Source organism: Roseateles sp. P5_E11, assembly GCF_054049355.1.
In genome coordinates, this window is sequence record NZ_JBFUMO010001073.1 from 1 (window position 1) to 977 (window position 977).

Below are 977 nucleotides of genomic sequence, written 5' to 3' on the forward strand. Positions count from 1 at the left end.
GACCCGGCTTGCGGGCAGGTCGTCTGCGACGATAGTACGCCGCGGCGGGCAACTTGGGTGGGCTCTTCGGTATCTTGGCTGACCCTTTGCGGTGGGTCTTGATCACGTGCTGTCCCGCACTACGCGCTCTTGGACCGCTCCCGCGCCTCGTGCAGCGTCGCCAGCGTGATCTTGCGCACCTCGGCCTTGCTCTGCTCCACATGGCTGCGCAGCAGCAGTTGGGCCTGCTCGACCTTGCGCTGCATCACCGCACGAAGGATCTTGGCGTGTTCGGCGTAAGTGGCCTCGATGCGGTGGCCGCGTGTGAAATCCAGGTGGCGAATGATGCGGATCTGCTCGGTCACGTCCCAGTGCACGCGGGCCATCTCGGCATTGCCGGCGGCGCGTACCAGCGTGGCGTGGAAGGCCTCGTCCAGCATGCCCACCTCGCGGGCATCACTCAGCCGCTCGGCGGCGGGGACCAGCCAGATGTCCTTCAACGATTCCAGCTCCGGCGGCGGCGTGCCGGTGTGCGTGCACAGCCGCGCCACGGCGGCCAGCTCCAGGACGACGCGCAGGTCGTAGAGCTGCTCCAACCTGCCGAAATCGATCGGCCGCACGGACCATCCCGACTTGGCCTCGACGTCGAGAAAGCCCTCGTTGCGCAGCTTGAAAAGCGCCTCGCGCACCGGCGTGCGGCTAACGCCCAGGCGCTGGCCCAGTTCCGCCTCCGAGAAGCGGTCGCCCGGCACGAGCTGGAAGTCGTTCAGCTCGGCCTTGAGCCGGGCGTAGACCTGCTCGGCCAGATTGGGACGGCCGGCACGCGGGGCGCTGGCAGAAGAGTCGACGATGGCCCGCATGCCGGCGATCTTAGCCAGCGGGCGCGGTAAGCAAGCTCTTCTGCTCAGCGAGCATGTTCAACGGCGCACTTCGCGCTGGAAGATCTCCAGGCTCTGCTTCTTCGCCGTGATGAAGCTCGGCTCCGACAAAGTGGCCAC

Annotated in this window: 1 protein-coding gene; it reads right to left on the reverse strand. The window is 67.0% G+C overall.

The window, feature by feature from the left end; all coding sequences use genetic code 11:
• Nucleotides 1-119: 119 nt before the first annotated feature.
• Nucleotides 120-839, reverse strand: coding sequence for a GntR family transcriptional regulator (locus tag ACXJKR_RS33480; protein WP_457326532.1), 720 nt, complete (start codon nt 837-839; stop codon nt 120-122).
• Nucleotides 840-977: the final 138 nt, after the last annotated feature.

Excerpts from the sequence above, each read along its gene's own strand:
- ACXJKR_RS33480 (WP_457326532.1), bottom strand. The coding sequence starts at position 839 with ATGCGGGCCATCGTCGACTCTTCTGCCAGCGCCCCGCGTGCCGGCCGT.